Annotated in this window: 19 protein-coding genes and 1 riboswitch; of the genes, 10 read left to right on the top strand and 9 right to left on the bottom strand. The window is 74.4% G+C overall.

Translation table 11 applies throughout. The features are described 5' to 3' along the window. Window positions 1-199 precede the first annotated feature (199 nt). A riboswitch (cyclic di-AMP (ydaO/yuaA leader) is annotated at window positions 200-339 on the bottom strand. 313 nt (window positions 340-652) lie between these two features. The 3 genes from ACZ6O5_RS16505 to ACZ6O5_RS16495 all read right to left on the bottom strand — a co-directional run bounded on the left by ACZ6O5_RS16505 (window position 653) and on the right by ACZ6O5_RS16495 (window position 3,292). Further along, entirely contained in the window at window positions 653-1,417 is a 765-nt protein-coding gene (locus ACZ6O5_RS16505; RefSeq protein WP_465978008.1) for a hypothetical protein, read from the bottom strand. A 150-nt stretch (window positions 1,418-1,567) separates the two neighbouring features. Next, on the bottom strand, window positions 1,568-1,969 hold the full coding sequence (locus tag ACZ6O5_RS16500) for a hypothetical protein (protein WP_465978006.1): 402 nt from the start codon (window positions 1,967-1,969) through the stop codon (window positions 1,568-1,570). A 114-nt stretch (window positions 1,970-2,083) separates the two neighbouring features. Further along, window positions 2,084-3,292 (bottom strand): acyltransferase family protein, encoded by a 1,209-nt coding sequence (locus ACZ6O5_RS16495; protein ID WP_465978004.1) that lies wholly within the window; start codon window positions 3,290-3,292, stop codon window positions 2,084-2,086. Window positions 3,293-3,436: 144 nt separating this feature from the next. Between ACZ6O5_RS16495 and ACZ6O5_RS16490 the strand changes: the two genes are divergently transcribed. From ACZ6O5_RS16490 to ACZ6O5_RS16480, 3 genes are all read left to right on the top strand, one after another. Next, window positions 3,437-4,762 carry a polysaccharide pyruvyl transferase family protein gene (locus tag ACZ6O5_RS16490; RefSeq protein ID WP_465978002.1) on the top strand — a complete coding sequence of 442 codons (1,326 nt, stop codon included), beginning with the start codon at window positions 3,437-3,439 and terminating at the stop codon, window positions 4,760-4,762. Between the two features lie 42 nt (window positions 4,763-4,804). Then, on the top strand, window positions 4,805-5,440 hold the full coding sequence (locus tag ACZ6O5_RS16485) for an alpha-ketoglutarate-dependent dioxygenase AlkB (protein ID WP_465978000.1): 636 nt from the start codon (window positions 4,805-4,807) through the stop codon (window positions 5,438-5,440). 70 nt (window positions 5,441-5,510) lie between these two features. Beyond that, on the top strand, window positions 5,511-6,803 hold the full coding sequence (locus tag ACZ6O5_RS16480; RefSeq protein WP_465977998.1) for a uracil-xanthine permease family protein: 1,293 nt from the start codon (window positions 5,511-5,513) through the stop codon (window positions 6,801-6,803). Between the two features lie 118 nt (window positions 6,804-6,921). On the opposite strand, the gene ACZ6O5_RS16475 is transcribed toward ACZ6O5_RS16480, so the two are convergent. Both ACZ6O5_RS16475 and ACZ6O5_RS16470 read right to left on the bottom strand, forming a co-directional pair. Continuing rightward, on the bottom strand, window positions 6,922-9,411 hold the full coding sequence (locus tag ACZ6O5_RS16475) for a DNA gyrase/topoisomerase IV subunit A (RefSeq protein WP_465977996.1): 2,490 nt from the start codon (window positions 9,409-9,411) through the stop codon (window positions 6,922-6,924). 32 nt (window positions 9,412-9,443) lie between these two features. Further along, entirely contained in the window at window positions 9,444-11,483 is a 2,040-nt protein-coding gene (locus ACZ6O5_RS16470; protein ID WP_465978476.1) for a DNA gyrase/topoisomerase IV subunit B, read from the bottom strand. A 380-nt stretch (window positions 11,484-11,863) separates the two neighbouring features. Here ACZ6O5_RS16470 and ACZ6O5_RS16465 point away from each other — a divergent pair, with 380 nt between their 5' ends. After that, complete coding sequence (locus ACZ6O5_RS16465; protein ID WP_465977994.1) at window positions 11,864-13,120, top strand: SGNH/GDSL hydrolase family protein; 1,257 nt, start codon at window positions 11,864-11,866, stop codon at window positions 13,118-13,120. Window positions 13,121-13,198: 78 nt separating this feature from the next. Here ACZ6O5_RS16465 and ACZ6O5_RS16460 read toward each other — a convergent pair whose 3' ends face one another. Beyond that, window positions 13,199-13,831 (bottom strand): class I SAM-dependent methyltransferase, encoded by a 633-nt coding sequence (locus ACZ6O5_RS16460; RefSeq protein WP_465977992.1) that lies wholly within the window; start codon window positions 13,829-13,831, stop codon window positions 13,199-13,201. Next, a complete protein-coding gene (locus ACZ6O5_RS16455; RefSeq protein WP_405093405.1) occupies window positions 13,831-14,268 on the bottom strand; it encodes an RrF2 family transcriptional regulator in 438 nt (145 codons plus the stop codon). Before ACZ6O5_RS16455 ends, ACZ6O5_RS16460 begins: the two co-directional genes overlap by 1 nt. Before the next feature lie 152 nt (window positions 14,269-14,420). Between ACZ6O5_RS16455 and ACZ6O5_RS16450 the strand changes: the two genes are divergently transcribed. The 3 genes from ACZ6O5_RS16450 (at window position 14,421) to ACZ6O5_RS16440 (ending at window position 17,254) form a co-directional block, all read left to right on the top strand. Next, window positions 14,421-15,635 carry a globin domain-containing protein gene (locus ACZ6O5_RS16450; RefSeq protein ID WP_465977990.1) on the top strand — a complete coding sequence of 405 codons (1,215 nt, stop codon included), beginning with the start codon at window positions 14,421-14,423 and terminating at the stop codon, window positions 15,633-15,635. Between the two features lie 66 nt (window positions 15,636-15,701). Further along, a complete protein-coding gene (locus ACZ6O5_RS16445) occupies window positions 15,702-16,571 on the top strand; it encodes an alpha/beta hydrolase family protein (RefSeq protein WP_465977988.1) in 870 nt (289 codons plus the stop codon). A 53-nt stretch (window positions 16,572-16,624) separates the two neighbouring features. Further along, window positions 16,625-17,254: a hypothetical protein gene (locus ACZ6O5_RS16440; RefSeq protein ID WP_465977986.1), complete on the top strand. Its 630-nt coding sequence runs from the start codon at window positions 16,625-16,627 to the stop codon at window positions 17,252-17,254. A gap of 58 nt (window positions 17,255-17,312) precedes the next feature. On the opposite strand, the gene ACZ6O5_RS16435 is transcribed toward ACZ6O5_RS16440, so the two are convergent. Both ACZ6O5_RS16435 and ACZ6O5_RS16430 read right to left on the bottom strand, forming a co-directional pair. Beyond that, window positions 17,313-17,507 carry a GTPase activator gene (locus tag ACZ6O5_RS16435; RefSeq protein ID WP_465977984.1) on the bottom strand — a complete coding sequence of 65 codons (195 nt, stop codon included), beginning with the start codon at window positions 17,505-17,507 and terminating at the stop codon, window positions 17,313-17,315. A 93-nt stretch (window positions 17,508-17,600) separates the two neighbouring features. Beyond that, entirely contained in the window at window positions 17,601-18,491 is an 891-nt protein-coding gene (locus ACZ6O5_RS16430; protein WP_465977982.1) for a DUF72 domain-containing protein, read from the bottom strand. Between the two features lie 117 nt (window positions 18,492-18,608). Here ACZ6O5_RS16430 and ACZ6O5_RS16425 point away from each other — a divergent pair, with 117 nt between their 5' ends. The 3 genes from ACZ6O5_RS16425 (at window position 18,609) to ACZ6O5_RS16415 (ending at window position 20,981) form a co-directional block, all read left to right on the top strand. Continuing rightward, a complete protein-coding gene (locus ACZ6O5_RS16425; protein WP_465977980.1) occupies window positions 18,609-19,133 on the top strand; it encodes a DinB family protein in 525 nt (174 codons plus the stop codon). 115 nt (window positions 19,134-19,248) lie between these two features. After that, window positions 19,249-20,250 carry a hypothetical protein gene (locus ACZ6O5_RS16420; RefSeq protein ID WP_465977978.1) on the top strand — a complete coding sequence of 334 codons (1,002 nt, stop codon included), beginning with the start codon at window positions 19,249-19,251 and terminating at the stop codon, window positions 20,248-20,250. 23 nt (window positions 20,251-20,273) lie between these two features. Beyond that, window positions 20,274-20,981, top strand: coding sequence for a Pr6Pr family membrane protein (locus ACZ6O5_RS16415; RefSeq protein ID WP_465977976.1), 708 nt, complete (start codon window positions 20,274-20,276; stop codon window positions 20,979-20,981). Window positions 20,982-20,984: the final 3 nt, after the last annotated feature.

Below are 20,984 nucleotides of genomic sequence, written 5' to 3'. Positions count from 1 at the left end.
GGTTTCCTCCACGGGGTGGGCGGCACGCGCCGACCCCGCGCGTGGAGGAACTCACACGCGCTGGCGGGCGGGACGGCCGCGGGAAGTCGCCCGGATGCCGGGCGGGACGGGGTCGGAAGCGCGTCGCGTCAGGCGAGCGCCGGCACCCCGGGGCCGTGGAGGCGGGGAGACGTTCGGGGGGTGGTGGGCACGGGAATGGAACTCCTTCCGTGGCCGCCGACCGGGTTAGCTGACGGATTCGGGCGGGAAGTACGCCCTACCGCGGCCGTGGGCTCGCGGATTCACCCCGGTGTTGCGTTGGGTCCCCGGTTCGTATGCACGATTAGGCGGGTCGGCGCGGCGTCGCCATCTGCGATCGGGAACCGCACCGGACGCGCCGACACTACCGGTGGGTACACGCCCTGCCAAGCGCTCCCACCTGCGTAAACGTCTTCGACGACTACGGATTCGGAACAGCCGGTCACCGACCTCCCTCAATGGGACAAGCGGCCACGTCGGCGCCGCACGGCAGGAAGCGGACATCCGGCCGACGAAGAATCGGGCAGCGGGCGCAGCAGGGGCCATCGAGCCGGACGGCCGCCGGCGGACGGCACCGGTGACCGGCCTCACCGGTTTCGGGTAACGATTCGGTCGACGTGCTCCCCTGGGCCGCTCAGCCGACGCGGGCCGGACGCCACCGGGCCCCCCGCACCGCCGACGGGACCGGGACGCGGCTCGCCGTCGAGACGCGGGACGTGGGCACCGGCCACAGCGCCGTGGTGGCCGCGTACGCCTCGGCGGCGAGCGTCCGGGCCGCCTCGGCGGCCAGTTCGGCGTCCCGCCACGCCAGGCGTTCCCGCTCGGCGGCCGTCTCCCAGCCGGCCCGCCGCCCGTCGCGGACGGTCCGGGCCAGCACGATCTCCTGCTCGGCCGGGTGCCGCCGCGGGTCCCACCCGTTGCGGTGGGCGAGCACGTCGGCGAGCTGGCGGGCGGTCAGCTCCCCCCGCCAGTGCGCCGTCATGGCGGCGTGGTGCAGCCAGCGTTCGCGCGCCGCGTACTCGGCGGGGGTGCGGGGGGTGTGCGGGGCGGGCAGCGCGCCGGCGCCGGCCAGGCGGCGGGCGGCGGCGTCCGCCTCGTCGTAGGCCGTCCAGGCCCGGTCGGCCTCGCTCTGGGCGGCCAGCCACTGCTCGCGACGGCGACGGGCGGTCTGCGCGGCCCCGGCGGCGGCCACCGCCACCTCGTCGGCGTACCGGGCCAGGTCGGCGCGGTGGAGCGCCTCCGCGTCGACCGGTTCGGGTGCCGGCTCCCCCGCGCCGTCCCGTTCCGGTCGCGCGACCAGCACGGCGAGCAGGACGAGGGCGAGCACGGTCAGCGCCGACCAGATGGCGGCGGCCTCGGGGACGGCGGTGAGGAAATTGAGGAGAACGGTCTGCGACATGGTCGGCACCTCACGGGAGACAGTGGCGGGTAACCCCGCACGGCCGGTCGGGGGCGGGGCGCGGCCGGAGTTCGGGCGCCGCCGGGCCGCCGAGGGGGCGTTGCGGGGTGAGGTTCGGTGGGCGCGGTCACGGGCCGGGCCCGGGGCGGGTCAGCGGGCGGGCGGGGCCCGCGGGCCGGCCGGAGCCGGCGGCTGGCCGACCGGGAACGGGTGCCGCCCGGTCGGAGGCGGGACATCGCCCACCGGCTGCGGCTCGGGAACGCCGACGCGGCTCCGCTGCCGATCGAAGGCGAGGACGCCCTGCCGCTCGGCGACGGCGACGCCCTGCCGCTCGGCGACGATGACGCCCTGCCGCTCGGCGGCGGTGTCGACCTGCCGCTCGGCGACACTGCCGTTCGGCCGTTCGGCGTCGACGTCGGCCCGCAATCCGGCGACCGGGCCGGCCGCCGCGGGTGCGATCGGGGACACGCCGGTCGGCAGCGTGGCGGCGCCCAGCGAACAGGCGACGACCACGGCCAGGCTGGCCAGCATCCGTGCGACCCAGCGCGCCACCCACCACACGGGACAGGTGAGCGCAATCGGAGCCACGGGAACAAAATACCGCCGATCCGGGCACAGCGCATCGTCGCCCGGCGTGTCGCGACGCCGTTGACCAGGGTGGACCGCTCAGTCCGGCCGGCGCCGCCCGGCGTACTCGATCGACGGGTCCGGCTCCCCGGCGGACGCCGCGCCGGTGTCGTCGACGGCCGCGCGCGGTGCGGGCACGCCCGGTGCCGGCGCGGCGGCGGCCGGACCGCCGCGGGCCCGGCGCGACGGGCCGAGGCGGCGCATCATCGGCTCCTCCACCCAGCGGTGCAGCACGGCGGCGAGCGCCAGGGTGAGCAGCAGGAAGCCGAGCACCGCGAGCGGGCCCCGCCACCCGGGCAGCCCGGTCCCCCAGTCACCGGTGAGCCGCAGCACGGTCACCATGACCAACACGTGGACCAGGTAGAACGCGAACGAGACCTCACCGAGCCAGCGCATCGGCCGGGACCGCCACGGGGTCCGCCGACCCCGCACGTCGGCGTCCGCCGCCGCGGTGATGACCAGCAGGTACGCGACGGCGAGCAACGCCGCCCAGAACTCGGCCCGGATCCACAGCGCGGCGACCGCCCAGGTGGCGACGAAGGCCAGGCCGGCGGTGGTCAGCCCGGGGCCACGCCAGCGGTTGCGGCGCATCAGCTCGGCCGCCGCCGCCCCCATCCAGAACTCGAACGAGCGGGTCACCGGGAAGATCTGCGTGAACCACCACCGCTGCTCCTCGGGCACCAGGTGCTGGCCCGGCCAGAGCGCCAGGATGAGCAGCGGCGCGGCGACCAGCACGGCCCGGAGCACGCCGGTACGCGCCCGGCGCAGCCACGGCACCACCAGCGGCAGGCACAGGTAGAAGGCCAGCTCGCAGGAGAGCGACCAGCTCACGTTGTTGATGCTGTAGAAGTAGCCGTTGAGCGGGATCCACGCCTGGACCAGGAACAGGTTCCCGATCGCGGCCCACGGCAGCACCGGGTCGGCGAACCAGGCCGCCACGGCCAGCGCCGCCAGGAACGTCACCACGTGGTTCGGGTAGATCTTGGCCGCCCGGCGGCGCAGGAACGTCCACCCCGACTCGCCGTCCCGGTACGACCAGACGAGCACGAAGCCACTGAGGATGAAGAAGAACTCGACGCCGGAGAGGCCGAGGCTGAAGACCTTGCCCATCACCGCCTGCCACTGCGGCTCCGCGATGATCCGCATGGTGCCCGCGTGGAAGCCGAAGACCAGCAGGGCCCCCATCCACCGAAGCCCGGTCAGCGACGGCAGACGCGGAGCACGGGTGGTGGTCGGGGCGCTGGTCATCCCGGGCACCTTACCGGGTGGCCGGGGGCGGATTCCGGCGCGGCGACGTCCGGGCCGGTTCCGGCGGGCGGCGGATAGGATTTCCGTTCCCGCGCGGTGGGGCCCACCGGGCCCGCCGGGCCCGTACGGAAGGTGAGCAACCGGATGCACCAGCGGATCCTCCTCCGCGCCCGCAAGGGCCCGTTCGACGTCCTGACGCCCGAGGAGACCTTCGCCGGCAACTGGATCAGCGACAACACCGGCAACCTGGTCTTCAGCCACGCCGCGAACAAGCTGCTGGCCACCTCCACGGCGGAGGTCACGTCGACCCGGAAGCTCGCCGACCCGCGCGACGCCGACGAGATCAACGAACTGTACGACGTCTTCGTCATTCCGCTGGCCAACGCGTTCCGGCGCAGCTTCGTCAACCGCCTCGAACCGATGACCCGGCTGATCGAGCGGCTCCGCATCCCGGTGGTGGTCCTCGGCGTCGGCGTGCAGACGAACGTCGACGGCGACCGGGAGTACCTCCGCCAGATCGACGAGCCGGTGAGCGCGTTCTGCCGGGCGGTGCTCGACCGGTCGCACAGCATCGGGGTGCGCGGCGAGATCACCGAGAGCTACCTGCGTACGCTCGGTTTCTCCGCGGTGGAGCAGATCGGCTGCCCGTCGATGTTCCTGCACGGCGACACGTTCACGCTGGAGAAGACCCGGCCGGAGCTGACCACCGACGCCCGGATCGCGCTGACCATCTCCCCGTACGTCTCGTCGATGGCCCCGGTCGTCCGCCACCACCGGGAGCGCTACCCGAACCTGTGCTACGTGCCGCAGGACCTGCGCACGCTCGGCACGCTGCTCTACGGCGACGCGCCCGAGCACCGGGGCAAGCACAGCGAGATGCCGCTGCACACCTCGCACCCGCTCTTCGTCGAGGACAAGGTGCGGATGTTCGTCGACCCGTGGACCTGGATGGCGCACCTGTCCGGCTTCGACTTCAACTTCGGCACCCGGATCCACGGCACCATCACGGCGCTGATCGCCGGCACGCCGGGCTACCTGTTCGCGCACGACTCACGCACCCTGGAGCTGGCCCGCTACTTCGGCATCCCGCACCGGATCATGCGGGACGTGCCGGCCGACGTCGACGCCGCCGACCTCTACGCCGAGGCCGACTACACCGCGCTGACCGAGGGCCACAAGGCCCGCTTCGACACCATCACCGCGTTCCTGACCAAGCACGACCTGGGCACCTCGTTCGCCGACGGCGACAGCGCCGCGGCGTTCGACAGGCGGGTCGCGGAGACCGAGTTCCCGCCGGCCGTCCGCCCGGCCGCCGCCACCCCGCCGGCCGAGCTGCTGACCCGCATCCAGCGGCTCCACGACGAGAACCGCCGGCTCACCGACACCGTGCGCACGCTGCGCGCGCAGGGGCTGCGCGAGCGGATCAAGCAGGCCGTCCCGGACCCGGTCCGCCGGATGCTGCGACGCTGATCCGTCGTACGCCTGTTCGATCGTCGGGGTACGATCGCCTGCGTGTCCGACGTCGCGTACCAGCCCTCGATGCTCGACCTGGCCGAGCACGGGCCGACCCTCGGCCCGCTCGCGGGGCGGACCCGGCACGAGCTGAGCCGGGGCGCCTGGGTCGACCACCTGCCCGGCTGGGTGCGGGGCTCCGACGCGGTGCTCGACACGCTCCGGCACGACGTGCCGTGGCGGGCCGAGCGTCGCACCATGTACGACACCGAGGTCGACGTGCCGCGCCTGCTCTGCTGGTACGCCGGCGGCCGACCGCTGCCGCACCCGGTGCTCACCGCCGCCCGCGACGCGCTCACCCGGCACTACGCGCCCGAGCTGGGGGAACCGTTCGTCACCGCCGGTTTGTGCCTCTACCGCGACGGCCGGGACAGCGTCGCCTGGCACGGCGACACCAAGGGCCGCTCCGCGCACACCGACACCATGGTGGCGATCGTCTCGTTCGGCTCGCCCCGCCCGCTGCTGCTGCGCCCGCGCGGCGGGGGCGGCCCCGGCCTGCGTTTTCCGCTCGGCCACGGCGACCTGGTGGTGATGGGCGGCTCCTGCCAACGCACCTGGGAACACGCCGTGCCGAAGACCACCCGCCCGGTCGGGCCCCGGGTCAGCGTCCAGTTCCGCCCCGCCGGGGTGGCCTGACCCGGCCCCGTGCTAGAAACAACTCCCAGGGTCGATCACGCCCCCGTCACCCGAGACAAAGGGCGAGGCGATGACCCAGTTCCCCACGTGGGCCGTGCACGGCGACGGCCGGTCGGTACGCCCCGGCGACGTGGTCCATCCCGACGAACGGCTCTCCTGGCCGCGCACCGTCGGGGTGGGCGTGCAGCACGTGGTCGCCATGTTCGGCGCCACCTTCACCGTGCCGCTGATCACCGGCTTCCCGCCGGCCACCACGCTGTTCTTCTCCGGCCTGGGCACGCTGCTGTTCCTGCTGATCACCGGTAACCGGCTGCCGTCGTACCTCGGTTCGTCGTTCGCGTTCATCGCCCCGGTGATCGCCGCCAAGACCGACGGCGGCATCGGCGCGGCTCTCGGCGGCATCGTGGTCGCGGGCGCCGCGCTGGCGCTGGTCGGCGTCGTGGTGCACGTGGCCGGCGCCCGGTGGATCGACGCCCTGATGCCGCCGGTGGTCACCGGCGCGATCGTCGCGCTGATCGGGCTCAACCTCGCGCCGGTCGCCTGGGACGGCGGCGGCGCCGGCACCGGCGTCAAGGCGCAACCGCTGATCGCCGTGGTCACGCTGCTGGCGATCCTGGTCGCCACCGTGCTGTTCCGCGGCTTCCTGGCCCGGCTGTCGATCCTGCTCGGCGTGGTGGTCGGCTGGCTGGTCGCGGCGCTGACCGGCCAGCTCGACCAGCAGGCGGTCACCGGGCTGCGGCAGGCCGCCTGGGTGGGGCTGCCGGAGTTCCACACGCCCAGCTTCAGCCTGCGCGCCGTCGTGCTGGTCATCCCGGTCATCCTGGTGCTGATCGCGGAGAACGCCGGGCACGTCAAGGCGGTCGCGGCGATGACCGGCCGGAACCTCGACCGGCAGATGGGCCGCGCGTTCCTCGGCGACGGCGTCGCCACCGTGTTGGCCGGCTCCGGCGGCGGTTCCGGCACCACCACGTACGCGGAGAACATCGGCGTGATGGCCGCGACCCGCGTCTACTCCACCGCCGCGTACTGGGTGGCCGGCGGCACGGCGATCCTGCTCGGGCTCTGCCCGAAGTTCGGCGCGCTGATCCTCACCGTGCCGGCCGGGGTGCTCGGCGGCGCCACCACCGCGTTGTACGGCCTGATCGCGGTGCTCGGCGCCCGCATCTGGATCGAGAACCGGGTCGACTTCCACGACCCGGTCAACCTGTTCACCGCCGCGGTCGCGGTGATCGTCGGCGCCGCCAACTACACGCTGACCGCCGGTGACCTGTCCTTCAACGGCATCGCGCTGGGCACCGCCGCCGCCCTGGCGATCTACCACGGCATGCGCCTGATCGCCCACCTGCGCGGCACCACCCCCTGACCCTCACCCCCCGGGCCCTCTTTCACGGAAAGAGTGGCTGTCCGGGGCGGAATAGCCACTCTTTCCGTGAATCAGCGCGCGCCGGGTGGGGTGGGGGGTGGGGGGTGGGGTGGGTGGGTCAGTCGCGGTCGATGTGGTGGCCGATGACGGTGGGGCCGAGCATCACGGCGAAGCCGGAACCGTCGCGGCGCGGGTCGGCCGGGGGCAGGTCCACCGGGTCACCGTTGGCCGTCGCGCCGACCGGCCGCGGGCCGATCCAGGCCACCGACAGCTCCACCTCGCCCTTGAGGAGCCGCTGCGCGCGCACGCCGCCGGTCGCCCGGCCCTTCGCCGGGTACGCCGTCATCGGCGTCACCTTGACCGTGGCGCCGGTCGAGGTGACCACCATCGGCTCGCCGTGCCGCGGGTCGTCGGTGCGGACCGCGCCGAAGAAGACCACCCGCGCCCCCGCCGGGAGGTTGATGCCGGCCATCCCGCCGCCCTTGACGCCCTGCGGACGGACCAGGGACGCCGGGAAGCGCAGCAACGACGCCTCCGAGGAGACGAACGCCAGCGCCTCGGTGCCGTCGGTCAGCCAGGACGCGCCGACCACCTCGTCGCCCTCCCGCAACGAGATCACCTCGAACTCGTCGGAGCGGACCGGCCAGTCGGGCGCGCACACCTTCACCACGCCCTGCCGGGTGCCCAGCGCCAGACCGGGCGACCCCTCGGCGGACGGGCCCAGCGGCGCCAACCCGACCACGGTCTCCCCCGGCGCCAACGGCGCCAGCTCGGCGGCCGACATACCGCCGCGCAGCGACACCGTGCCGGACTGCTCCGGCAGCACCGGCAACGGCAGGACGTCGATCTTGAAGGCCCGGCCGGCGCTGGTGACCAGCAGCACCCGCCCCCGGGCGGTGGAGTGCACCACCGCGCGTACCGCGTCGTGCTTGACCCGGCCGCTGCGGCGACGCGCCTCGGCCGCCTCCTCCGACTCGGCCGCGGTGCGGGCGACCAGCCCGGTCGCGGAGAGGATCACCTGGCACGGGTCGTCGGCGACCTCCAGCGGGCCGGCCGGCACCGAGGCGGCGAGGACCTCCTTCAGATCGCCGTCGACGAGCGTGGTGCGCCGCGGCACGCCGAACTGCTTCACCACCGCGGCCAGCTCGTCGGAGACCAGCTTCCGCAGCACCTTCTCATCGTCCAGGATCGTCGACAGCTCGGCGATCTCCCCGCGCAGCTTCTCCTGCTCGGCCTCCAGCTCCAGCCGGTCGTACCTCGTCAGCCGGCGCAGCGGGGTGTCCAGGATGTAGCTGGCCTGGATCTCGGAGAGCTTGAACTTCTGCATCAGGCCGTCCTTGGCGGCCTGGGCGTCCTCGCTGGCCCGGATCAGCTTCACGACCTTGTCGATGTCGAGCAGCGCGATCAGCAGGCCGTCGACCAGGTGCAGCCGCTCCTCCCGCTTGCGCTTGCGGTACGCGGTGCGCCGGGTCACCACCTCGTAGCGGTGGGCCAGGAACACCTCCAGCAGCTCCTTGAGCCCGAGCGTGCGCGGCTGGCCGTCCACCAGCACCAGGTTGTTCACGCCGAAGGACTGCTCCAGCGGGGTCAGCCGGTAGAGGTCGGCCAGCAGTGCCTGCGGGTTGACCCCGACCTTGCACTCGACCACCAGGCGGGTGCCGTTCTCCCGGTCGGTGAGGTCCTTGACGTCGGCGATGCCGGTCAGCCGCTTGGTCTTGTTGACCTCGTTGGTGATGGCCGCGATGACCTTCTCGGCACCGACGCCGTACGGCAGCTCGGTGACGGTGATGGCCTGCCGGCCCCGGCTGCCCTCCAGCGGGCCGATCTCCACCCGGCCACGCATCCGCACCACGCCGCGCCCGGTCTCGTACGCCCGGCGCACCTCGTCCAGACCGAGCAGCAGCCCGCCGGTGGGCAGGTCGGGGCCGGGCACGAACTCCATGAGCTTGTCGAGCGTGGCGTCCGGGTGGTTGATCAGCCAGCGGGCGGCCTGGACCACCTCGCCGAGGTTGTGCGGGATCATGTTGGTCGCCATCCCGACCGCGATCCCGGACGCGCCGTTGACCAGCAGGTTCGGGAAGGCGGCCGGCAGCACGGTGGGCTGGGTCAGCGAGCCGTCGTAGTTGGGCTCGACGTCGACGGTGTCCTCACCCAGCTCGCCGACGAGCAGCATGGCCTCCCGCGACATCCGGGCCTCGGTGTAGCGCGCCGCGGCCGGGCCGTCGTCCGGGCTGCCGAAGTTGCCGTGCCCGTCGATGAGCGGGACGTTGAGCGAGAAGTCCTGCGCGAGTCGGACCATCGCGTCGTAGATCGCGGTGTCGCCGTGCGGGTGGTAGCGACCCATCACGTCACCGACCACGCGGGCCGACTTGACGTGTGACCGGTCCGGCCGGAACCCCGACTCGTGCATCGACCACAGGATGCGCCGGTGCACGGGCTTGAGCCCGTCCCGGGCGTCCGGCAGGGCGCGGGAGTGGATGACCGAGAACGCGTACTCCAGGTAGGAGTCGGAAACCTCGGTGACCAGCGGGTTGTCGAAGACCCGGGCGCCGGCCTGGTCGAAGGCGGAGAGATCGGCCTTCGCGCGGTCGTCCTTGCGGCGTGCCATGGTGCAGCTTCCTTCCGAAACGAACGCGGTGGTCAGGCGTCGATGGCGTCGCGGTCGACGCGGTCGGCGGAGTCGATGAGCCAGTTGCGGCGGGGCTCGACCTTCTCCCCCATGAGCAGTTCGAGGATCCGCTCGGCGGCGTCGATGTCGTCGAGCGTGATCCGGCGGACCGCCCGGGTGGCCGGGTTCATGGTGGTCTCCCACAGCTCGTCGGCGTCCATCTCGCCGAGGCCCTTGAAGCGCGGGATCGGGGTGACGATCTGCTTGCCGGCCTTCTCCAGCTTGCGGACCGTCGCCTCCATCTCGGCCTGGGTGTAGGTGTAGACGGTCTGCGGGTTACGCCCCCTGGTGGTGATCTTGTGCAGGGGCGGCATCGCGGCGTAGAGCCGGCCGGCCTCGATCAGCGGTCGCATGTAGCGGGCGAAGAGCGTGATCAGCAGCGTCCGGATGTGCGCGCCGTCGACATCCGCGTCCGCCATGATCAGGACGCGGCCGTAGCGCAGCGTGGACAGGTCGAACGTCCGCCCGGAGCCGGCGCCCAGCACCTGCACGATCGCCGCGCACTCGGCATTGTCCAGCACCTGCTGGAGGTTGGCCTTCTGCACGTTGAGGATCTTGCCCCGGATCGGCAGCAGCGCCTGGTACTCGGAGGATCGGGCCAGGCGCCCCGTGCCGAGGGCGCTGTCCCCCTCGACGATGAACAACTCACTTCTGTCGATGCCTGACGCGCGGCAGTCGACCAGCTTGGCCGGCATGGCCGCGCCCTCCAGCGCGGTCTTGCGGCGGGCGGCGTCCTTCTGCTGCTTCTGGGTGAGCCGGACCCGGGCCGCGTCGACGATCTTCTGGAGCACCGTGCGGGCCTCGGCCTTGGTGCGGCGGTCGTCCAGCCAGCTCTTGAGGTGCGCCTCGACCAGGCCCTGGAGCACCTTGGTGATGCCGGCGGTGGAGAGCTCGTCCTTGGTCTGCGAGGTGAACTGCGGCTCCGGGAGCCGCACGTGCACCACCGCGGTCATGCCCTCCAGGACGTCGTCCAGGGTGGGCGCGTCCTCCTTGGGCCTGAGCAGGCCCCGGGTGGTGCGGGCGGCCTCGGCGAGGGTGCGGGCCAGCGCCCGCTCGAAGCCCTTGCGGTGGGTGCCGCCGTGGGCGTTGCGGATGGTGTTGGTGAAGCACTCGACGGTGCGGTCGTAGCCGGTGCCCCAGCGGAACGCGATCTCGACCTCGGCGCGACGCTGCACGTTGGACTGCATGACGCCGTTGGCGTCGGCGGCGTTCTCGCGGTAGGTGCCCTCGCCGGTGACCAGCAGCGTGCCGGAGACCGGGCGGTCACCGGCCGGGGCGAGGAACTCCACCATGTCGGTCAGGCCGTCGGGGTAGTGGAAGCGCTCCTCGACCGCCTGCTCGCCGGTCTCGTCGCGCAGCCGGTAGGCCACCCCGGGGACCAGGAAGGCGGTGTTGCGCAGCTTGAGCCGGACCGCCTCGGTGTCGAGGCTGGCGCCGGTCTCGAAGTATCGCGGGTCGTGCCACCAGCGGATCGAGGTGCCGGTGCGCTGGCCGCGCTTCACCGCGCCGACGACCTGGAGACCGGGACCGGGGGTGAACGGCGCGTCCGGGCCGTCGCCGTCGAAGATCCCCGGTACGCCGTGGCGGAACGACATGGCGTGCACCTTGCCGGCACGGCGGACCGTGACGTCGAAGCGGCGGGAGAGCGCGTTGACGGCGGAGGCGCCGACACCGTGCAGGCCGCCGGAGGTCTTGTAACCCGAGCCGCCGAACTTGCCTCCGGCGTGCAGCCGGGTGAGCACCAGCTCGACGCCGGAGATGCCGGACTTGGCGTGCACGTCGGTGGGGATGCCGCGGCCGTCGTCGTCGACCTGGACCGAACCGTCGGCGTGCAGGATCACGTCGACGGCGGTGGCGTGACCCGCGACACCCTCGTCGGTGGAGTTGTCGAGGATCTCGTTGACGAGGTGACCCACGCCACGGCTGTCGGTGGAGCCGATGTACATGCCGGGGCGCTTGCGGACGGCGTCGAGGCCCTCCAGGTGGGTCAGGTCGTCGGCCCCGTAGAGCATCTCAGGCTGTGCGGTCAACTGGTCGTACTCCCAGGTCTCGGCGGTGTGGTGCCGTTCACCGTGAGCGGTCCCACGGCGATCGCCGGGCGCGGCGCGCCGCAGCGAGCCTAGCCCGGCGCTCCGACAGGTCCGATGCACCCGGGTGCGGTGTTGCCCGGTCGACCTGCGGGCCACCCCCGGCGGCGGTGTCCGACGACGACGGAAGGGCGTCCCTGCCCGACAACGACCGGGCCGCCGCTCGTCTTCCCGGTCGCTCGCGGGCGGATTGTTAACACCGGTCGTGACCGCGTGTCCGGGCATTGACGCCCGTCACACGCCCGTGATGTGATCGCCACCTCAGAGGATCTTTCACGTTTCTATGTGTGAGGGTGAGGTGGGGCATGTCCGTGTTCCGTCGTTCCGTGCTCGTGGCGGCGCTGGCGCTCGCCACGGCAGCGCTGCCGGCCGCCGTGGTGCCCGCCGCGCCCGCCGCCGCGGCGCTGCCCACCGCCGCGGTGGCGTTGGGTGACAGCTTCATCAGTGGCGAGGGCGCCGGCGGGTACTCCCCGGTGGTCGACGTCAACGGCGTCGCGCAGGGCTTCCCCGGATGGTCGGCGGCGAACGCCAACGCCTACTTCTGCCACCGCTCACCGAACGCCTCGCTGTTCCGGGCCGAGCTGCCGGGCATCGCCGCGCGGTTCAACCTGGCCTGCTCGGGTGGGCAGCCGTACGACATCGCCAACGCCTCGGCCAGCCGGACCAAGGGCCGGCAGGTGGCCGCCCAGCTCGACCAGCTCCGCTCGGTGGCCCGGACCCACGACATCGACCTGGTGCTCGTCGGGCTCGGCTCGAACAACAGCTCCTTCACGTTCGGCAGCGTGGCGGAGAAGTGCGCCAACCGGTTCATCGCGGACGCGTGGACGGGCTGGTGGGAGTTCTGGGCGTACCTGGGCGGGCCGGTGGAGCAGAAGCCGTGCACCGACGCCGACCTGGGCACCGCCGCGCAGTTCTCGGCCGCCACCGCGGAGACCACGGCGGCGCTGCGGCAACTGCTCACCACGCTCGACGAGGTCGACGCGGACGGCCAGCACCGGGTGGTGTTCCAGGACTACACCAACCCGCTGCCGTACGAGCTGGACCAGAGCTACTGGAGCGAGGACAGCCGGGACGACACCCGGGACAAGTTCCGCGCGCTGGGGGCGGAGCGGTACGCGGCCGGCTGCCCCATCCACCGCGCCAGCCTGGCCCCGGGCCAGCGCTTCTCCCAGGGGCTCGGCACGCTGGTCAGCTCCGTGCGCGGCACGCTGGCCGCCGAGTTCCCGGCCGACGACCTGGTCTACCTGAACGTGCAGCGGGCGTTCGACGGCGCCCGCCTCTGCGAGTCGGCGGGCAGCCCGGCCAACGCGCTGGCCACCCCGATCCGGCTGATGGACGGCCCGAGCGGCACCTTCGTGACCAGCCTCTCCGGCTACGACAAGCTGGACATCCAGCGGATCGCGAACGCCTGCGGCACCTACTTCCAGACCTGCCAGGAGTCGTGGCACCCGAGCGCCGCCGGCCACCAGGTGCTCGGCCGGTGCCTGAGCGGAGCGGCGGTGACCGGCGCCCGCGCCGTGTCCTGCGTCCGCGCCCCGGACGGCACGATCAGCGTGAGCTGACGCCACCCGACCAGCGTGCGCCGGGGACGCCGGCCGGTAGTCACCGGCCGGCGTCCCCGCGCATGGGCAGGCGGACGGTCAGGCGCGGGTCGCGGTGCCGAGCACGTGCGGCGAGGCGGGCGCCGGGATCCCGGAGGCGGGGAAACGGAACCGGTCCAGCCCGGTCACGGTGAAGCCGGCGGCCCGGATCGCGCCGACGGTGTCGCGGGCGGTGTGGCAGCCGGCGCAGAGCAGCGGCCAGAGCGTCGCGTCGGCGAGACGCTGGGCCCGGCGCAGGCCCGGTGTCGACGCGACCACGTGCTCGTAGAAGCGCAGCTCGCCGCCGGGCCGGAGCACCCGGCGCGCCTCGCGCAGCGCCGCCGCCTGGTCGGGCACCGAGCAGAGCACCAGCGACAGCACCACCGCGTCGGCGGCGCCGTCGGCGACCGGGAGCGCCTCGGCCAGGCCGGCGGCGACCGTCACCGGGACCGGGGCGGTGGCCGCGGCGGCCCGGGCGAGGGCGCGCAGCCGGGGTTCCGGCTCCACCGCGAGCACCCGGGTCACGGTCGGCGGGTAGTGCGGCAGGTTGCGTCCGTTGCCGGCGCCGACCTCGACCACCCGGCCGGGCAACCCGGCGACCAGGCGGCCCCGGTGCGCGGCTGCGCCGGCGGCGTCCATCGCGACGCTGGCCCGGGCGAAGAGCCGGGCGAAGACCGGGTGCGAGACGCCCATCAGGGGATGGCCGGCCGGGCGCCGAGGCTGAGCAGGAGCGGGCCGGCCGGGCCGTCGACCAGGTCGCCGAGGCGTACGCCGTCGAGCACGGCGAGGAACGCGGCCTGGGCCCGGCGCAGCTCGCCGCGCAGCCGGCAGCCGGTGACCAGCGGGCAGGCCGGCTCGGCGCAGTTGACCACCTCGTCGTCGCCCTCGAAGGCGCGCACCACCGCGGCGACGGTCACGTCGCCGGCGTGCTCGGCGAAGGCCACCCCGCCGGAGCGGCCCCGGATGGTGACCAGGACGCCGAGCCGTTGCAGCCGTTGCACCACCTTGGCCACGTGGCTGCGGGGCAGGGCGAGCCGGGTCGCCAACTCGTCCACCGTGGCCCGGACCGGGGACGCCGCGGTCAGCATGGCGATCCGCAGCGCCATGTCGGTCGACCGGTTGAGCCTCACACCACGACAGTAGTCACTGGACGCCGTACGTGACACGGGCCGATCGACGGTGATCCGCGCCACGCCCGTTCCGGGACCTTGGACCCTGAAGAGGAATCTTCGATTCCTGTTTCGTGGTGGTCGACCCGTTCGACGCCAGAAGGAGACACGCCGTGCTCTCGGAATCCTCCGCCGCCGTGGTGACCGCGACCCTGCCCGCCGTCCGGGCCCACGGCGAGGCGATCACCGGCCGGTTCTACCGGCGGATGTTCGACGCCCACCCGGAACTGCTCGACCTGTTCAACCGGGGCAACCAGGCGACCGGCCAGCAGAAGGCCGCGCTCGCCGCGGCGGTGGTCGCGTACGCCGGGCACCTGACCGGGGACGCCGCCGGCCTGCCGTGGGGGCCGGTCCTGGACCGGATCGCGCACAAGCACGCCTCGCTCGGCATCACCGCCACCCAGTACCCGATCGTCGGCCGGCATCTGCTCGCCGCGGTCGCCGAGGTGCTCGGCGAGGCCGTCACGCCGGCGGTCGCCGCCGCCTGGGACGAGGTCTACTGGCTGCTCGCCTGCGAGCTGATCGCCCGGGAGGCGCGACTGTACGTCGGCGCGGGCGTGCCGGAGGGCGGCCCGGTGTGGCGGGACTGGCGGGTGACCGGCCGGGCCCGGGAGACCGCCGACGTCGTCTCGTTCACGCTCGCGCCGGCCGACGGCGGCGCGGCCCCCGACTTCACGCCCGGCCGGTACGTCTCGGTCGCGGTCGACCTGGACGACGGTCGGGGACGGCAGATCCGGCAGTACAGCCTCTCCGGCCGACCGGGCGCCGCCGAGTGGCGGATCACCGTGAAGCGGGTCCGTGGTCAGGCCGGCGCGCCGGACGGCCTGGTCTCCGGGTACCTGCACGACCGGGTGGCCGTGGGCGACACGCTCCGGCTGAGCCCGGCGTTCGGCGAGGTCGACGCGACAGGTGACGGCGGGCCGCTGCTGCTGGTCAGCGCCGGCATCGGGCTCACCCCGGCGATGGCCACGCTGGCGCACCTGGCCGAGCGGGACCCGCGCCGCGAGGTGACGGTGGTGCACGCAGACCGCGCCGCCGCCGCCCACGCGCTGCGGCACGAACTGCCCGCGATGCAGGAGCGGCTGCCGAACCTGGCGGTCCACCTCTGGTACGAGGACACCGCCGACGCCGAACTGCCCCCGCTGAAGGCGGAGGTACGCGCCGGCCTGGTCGAGCCGGACCGGATCCCGGTCGCCGCCGGGGCCACTGCCCACCTGTGCGGCCCGATCGCGTTCATGAACCTGGTCCGGGGTGACCTGCTGCGCCGGGGCGTGCCGGCCCGGCGGATCGCCTACGAGGTGTTCGGCCCCGGGATGCTGCCCGGCTGACCGGCCGGGGCCGGCGCGACGGGGTCCACCCACCGCTTGCTACCCGCCGGTAGCTACGCTGGGCCGGTGAGTGGCGAGTACGCGCAGGAGTACGTGGACGTCGACGGCGCCCGGCTCGGCGTCCAGGTCTATCCGGAGCCGGCCGGGCCGCCCGGCGCGCCGGTGGTGGTGATCTGGCCGGCGATGGGCGTCCGGGCCCGCTACTACCGCCCGTTCGCCGCCGCGCTGCGCGCCGCCGGGCTCGCGGTGATCGTGGCGGACCTGCGCGGCACCGGGGAGAGTACCCCCGCGCCGGCGCGCACCTGCCGGTACGGCTACGCCGAGCTGGCCACCGACGTCGGCGCGGTGCTGGACGCGCTCAAGCCCCGGCTGGACGGCCGCGTCCGGGTGCTGCTCGGGCACTCCCTCGGCGGGCAGGTGGCCGTGCTGCACCAGGCGCTGCACGACGCCGGCCGGGTGGACGGGCTGGCGCTGGTGGCGGTGGGCCTGCCGTGGTGGCGCCGCTACCCGGGACGGCGCGGCTGGGGCGTGCTGCCGTACACCCAGGGCATCGCGGCGGTGGCCCGGCTGCTGGGGGTCTGGCCCGGCTGGGGGTTCGGCGGCCGGCAGGCGAGCGGCGTGATCCGCGACTGGGCGCACACCGCCCGTACCGGCCGGTTCCCGACGCTCGACGGCGTCGACGCGGAGGCCGCCGTGCGGCGGATCCGGACGCCGGTGCTCGCGGTCAGCGTCGACGACGACCAGTACACGCCGCACGAGACGCTGGACCACCTCTGCGACAAGCTGACCGGCGCGCCGGTGACCCGGCACCGCTACACCGTCGCCGAGGCGGGCGCCGCGCTGGACCACTTCACCTGGGTCCGCGCGGCGACGCCGCTGGCCGCCCGGGTGGCCGCGTTCGCCGGCGCGCTGCCGGGACGCATCCCGGGGGCGTGAGCCGGCCGAGGACGGGTATGCCGCACCGCCCGAACACGGCGGAGGGGGATCAGATGTCCGAACGGCACACCGCGTTGCGCTCGATGCACGACCTGGGCCTGGCGGCCTGGTTCGGCGGCTCACTGATGGGGGCGCTCGGCGTCAACGGCGCGGCGGCACGAATCGACGACACGACTCAGCGACTGCCGGTGGCCTCGGCCGGCTGGGCGCGGTGGACCCCGGTGAACGCGGCGGCGATCGGCGCCCACCTGGCCGGCGCGGTCGGTGAACTGGTCACCGAGACCCCGCGGATGGCCCGGCAGTCCGGGGTGGGGAAGGCCAGCGCGGTGAAGACCGCGCTGACCGTCGGCGCGCTGGCGGTGACCGGCTACAGCCGGCTGATCGGCATGCGGCTGGAGAAGGCGGGCGGGCCGCCCGTCGACGGGATCACCGAACCGAACCACCACACGCCGGCCACCGTCGCGGCCAGTCAGCGGCAGATGAAGCTGCTCCAGTGGGCGGTGCCGGCGCTGACCGGCGCGCTCGTCGTGATGACCGCGTACATGAGCGAGCAGCAGAAGCCCGGCCAGGTGTTCCGCGGCATGCTGGACCGCGCCGGCGGGCTGATGTCCGGGCCGAAGAACCTCGGCAAGATGGCCGCCGTGGGCGCGGCCGGCCGCCATCTGGTCGCGTCCGGCCGCTGAGCCCACCGCGCGGCCGGCGACCCACATCGGGGTGGGTCGCCGGCCGCGCGGTGCCCGGTCAGGAGCCGGTGCCGTCCTCCCCCGGCGCGCCGGGCGCGGACGGTTCGTTGTCCGGCACCGGCGACCCGGTCACCGGTCGCCCGGTGTCGTCCACCAGGCCCGGGGCCATGCTGCCGCCGTGCGCCTCCTCGGCCTCCCGGGTCGCCCGGGCGTCCCGGCCGTCCGGGGTCGTCTCGTCCCGCCGTTCGTCCACCTGCTCGCCCCCCTCGCTGTCGTCCCTGGCCGGTACCCGTGCGGCGGCCGGGAAAACCCGGGCTCGCCCCACGGCGCGGGGGCCGGTCGGACGCTAGGCACGCACGGCGGCGGGCACCACCCCGAGCAGCTCGGCGAGACGGGCGGCGTCCCGTTGGGCCTGGTCACCGCAGCAGTTGTTGGTCAGCACGTGCAGCTCGGCGCACTGGTCGGCCAGCTCGCGCAGCAGCACGGACCAGTGCCGCAGCTCCGACTCGCCGTACGCGTAACGGAACCGCTCCTGCTTGTCGCCGCTCTCCCAGGCGTCGCTGTGCCCGTGGAACCGGACCACCGCCAGGTCGGTGGTGGCGACCAGGATCGGCGGCACCGAGGAGACGTGCCCCTGCGGCATGTCCACACAGCCGTATCCGAGGCCGTGCTCGCGCAGGAACGTCACGGTGTCGACCACGGCGTCCTCGGTGAACCAGGAGGAGTGGCGCAGCTCGACGGTGACCGGAAAGGGCCGGCACCGCTCGGCGGCGGCCAGGATCCGCCGCCGGGCCGCGTCGCCGCGGGCCAGCCACGGCGGGAACTGCAACAGCACCGCGCCGAGCCGGTCGGCCGCCGCGAGCGGCGCCAGCGCCGCGTGGAACCGTTCCCAGAGCTGGTCGTACGCCCCGGCGGACAGGTCGCGCCACCGGATCCGGCTCGGGCCACCGGCCGGCCGCAGGTCCTTCGGGAGCGCGTCGACAGGCGTGTGGTGGCCGGTGAAGAGCCGGAACGCCTTGACGTCGAAGGTGAAGCCGGGCGGGGTGGCGTCCGCCCACGCCGTCGTGGTCTCCGGCGCCGGCACGGCGTAGTACGAGGTGTCCACCTCGACCAGAGCGAAGTGCTCGGCGTACCAGCGCAGCCGGCCGGCGGGGGTGTTGGCCCCGCGCGGATACCAGCCGGAACGGACCAGCATCTGATCGGCCCACGAGGACGTGCCCACCTCGATGACACCCATGTCGTTCAGTTCACCGCGAACCGGACGGACCGGCAACCGGAGGCTCCGGGGTGGATCGCCGGAGTTGTCGGTGCCGGGTCGTACCGTGACCCGGGAACGATCGAAGGGACGAACGGCATGGCTGTCACGAATGGCATGGCTGTCACCGACCGGGTGCCCACCGGCGAGCGGGCCGATCTGCTCGCCGCCCTGCGCCGGCACCGCGGCTTCCTGCGCCAGACCGTGGCCGGGCTCGACGACGCGCAGGCCGCGCTCCGCGGCACGGCCAGCGAGCTGTGCCTCGGCGGGATCGTCAAGCACGTGGCGATCACGGAGCGGAGCTGGGCGCGCTTCGCGGAGGGCGGCGCCGAGGCGATGCGGAGCGAGCCGGTCGACTGGGCCGGCCAGTTCCGGATGGACGAGGGCGACACCCTGGTCGCGTTGCTCGCCGAGTTCGACCGGGTGGCCGCCGCGACGGACGCGCTGGTCACCACGCTCGACCTGGATGCCGCGCATCCGCTGCCCGACGAGCCGTGGTTCGAGCCGGGCGCCGCCTGGACGGTCCGTCGGGTGCTGCTGCACCTGATCGCCGAGATCGCCCAGCACGCCGGCCACGCCGACATCATCCGCGAGTCGATCGACGGCGCGAAGACCATGGGCTGACCCCCCAGCCGTCCCCGGGGCGGGGCGGCGGCGCAGGTCAGGGTGACCGGTCTCACGCCGCCCGCCGGGTCCGACGTGTGACGCTCCCACAGGTGGCGGCGCTGAGGGTCACGAGATGGACGCATCCCGCCTGGACCAGGAAACCGTCGAGCGACTGCTCGCCGGCTCCGCCGACGGTGCGCAGACCGCTCCCCCCGCGCTGGTCAGGTTCCTCGATGCCGTCCGGGCGGGGCCCGACGCCGGGGAGCTCGACGGCGAGGCCGCCGCCGTCGCGGCGTTCCGGGCGAGCGTCCCGGCCATCGGTCGGGCGGCCGGCATCCCGGAGCTGCGGCCGGCGGCCGGCGCCCCCGGTCGACGGCCGGCGGCGGGACGCCCCGCCACGGGCGGTCGTCCGGCCCGCCGGTTCGCCGGGCTGCTGGGCGTCAAGCTCGCCGTCGCCACGCTGGCCGCGTCGCTCACCGGTGGCGTCGCGCTGGCCGCGGTGACCGGCAACCTGCCCGGCACCACCCGCGACGAGGCGCCACCGGTCGGCGCCAGCACCGGCGCCCGAACCACGGCCGCGGCCACGCCCCCGGGCCGCCCGAGCCGTCCGGTCCCCGGTCCCACCGCCGGCGTCCCCGATGCGTCCGCCCCGGCCGGGCTCTGCGCCGCGTACCGGGCGGTAGCCGGGACCGAGCGACGGCGTGCGCTGGGCACCCCGGCCTTCGCCGGGCTGGTCGCCGCCGCCGGCGGCCCGGACCGGGTGGCCGGCTACTGCGCCGCCCTGCTCGACGGCACCGGTGCGCCGAGCGGCTCCGGCTCCCCGGCGCCGGGTGACCCGAGCGGGCCGGCGGAGCATCCGACGGGCGGGCCACCGACCGGTGTCGTTCCCACCTCGGTGCCGTCCGGCCCTCCGGCCGGCACCGTACGGCCACCGACCGCCCCCACCACCGCCGAACCGCCGGTCAGCCCCACCGCCGACACGGCACGGACGCCGGGCGGCCCCGGCTCCGACACCGCGCGGACGCCGGGCGGCTCCGGCTCCGGTGCCGCGCGGACACCGGGCGGCCCCGGCTCCGGCGCCGACCGGACACCTGACGACGCCGCACCCGACCCGACCGGCCGGCGCGCCGGTTGAGGACCGGCTGGTAACTTGCCCCGGTGACCCCGCGGCGTCGCCGACCGGCGATCCTCCTCCGCCTGGCCGTGGTCCTCGGCGTGGTGGCCGGCATCGTGCTCACCGCGCTCGGCCCGGCCACGGTGACCGGCCTGCTGCCGTACTTCACCATCCAGAGCAACGTGGCGGTCGGCGTCCTCACCGGCTACGCCGCCTGGTGCGCGGCGCGCGGCCGGCCGGAGCCGCCGAGCGTGCTCAAGGGCGCGGTGACGCTCTACATCACCATCACCGGCACGGTCTACCACCTGGTGCTGGCCAATCCGGCGAGCCCGTTCGCGATGGCCCAGCCGCACCGCGAGCCGGGCGAGTGGTGGGGCAACCAACTCCTGCACACCGTGGTGCCGCTGCTCGCGATCGCCGACTGGGCGCTGTTCGACAGGCGCGGCCGGCTGCGCCCCCGGTACGCGGCCTGGTGGCTGGTGTTCCCGCTGGCGTACCTGGGGTTCGCGCTGGTGCGCGGGCTTGTCGTGCACCGCTATCCGTACCCGTTCCTCGACGCCGGGCAGCTCGGCTACGACGGTGTCGGGCTCAGCGCGCTCGGGTTCGCCGCGGTGTTCTGGCTGCTGGGCCTCCTGTTCGTGGGCGTCGACCGGCTGCTCGCCCGGGCGGGTGCGGCACCGGCGGCCCCGGTGGGCGGGCCGGCGTCCCCGGCCATCGAGCCGACGACACCGGCGAGCCGCGGCGCCGGCTGACAG

It is taken from the genome of Micromonospora sp. NPDC049201 (assembly GCF_055586805.1).
The sequence above is the reverse complement of the archived record's forward strand: the minus strand, read 5'-3'. Positions and strand labels throughout refer to the sequence as shown.